Below are 300 nucleotides of genomic sequence, written 5' to 3' on the forward strand. Positions count from 1 at the left end.
AGGTGCGTCCGCGCGGTGCGCCGATGCTGCCGGTATGCACCTCGATCGTTACGCCGTTGGTGAGCCGGATCGACTCGGCGAGCACGTCCTCGATCATCGCCGCTAGGGCCGGGACAGCGCGCAGAAGGCCGGCCACGTAGCCCAGGATCACCCGCGCCTGCCGCCGATCCGCCGCGATGATGGCCGCGACCAGCGTCTCACCCGGCGCCGTGTGCGGGGTGTAGTCAGGGACCGTCGCGAGATAGGCGGCGATGAGGGCCAGGACACGCGACTTGCCACCTCGCCGGCCGCATATCAACG

General features: G+C 70.3%; 1 pseudogene. It reads right to left on the reverse strand.

What is annotated here, in order from left to right:
- A pseudogene (locus tag B8460_RS22760) lies at positions 1–300 on the reverse strand (hypothetical protein); the annotation flags it as partial.

Origin of the sequence: Acidisphaera rubrifaciens HS-AP3 (assembly GCF_000964365.1) — a bacterium.
Lineage (GTDB): Bacteria > Pseudomonadota > Alphaproteobacteria > Acetobacterales > Acetobacteraceae > Acidisphaera > Acidisphaera rubrifaciens.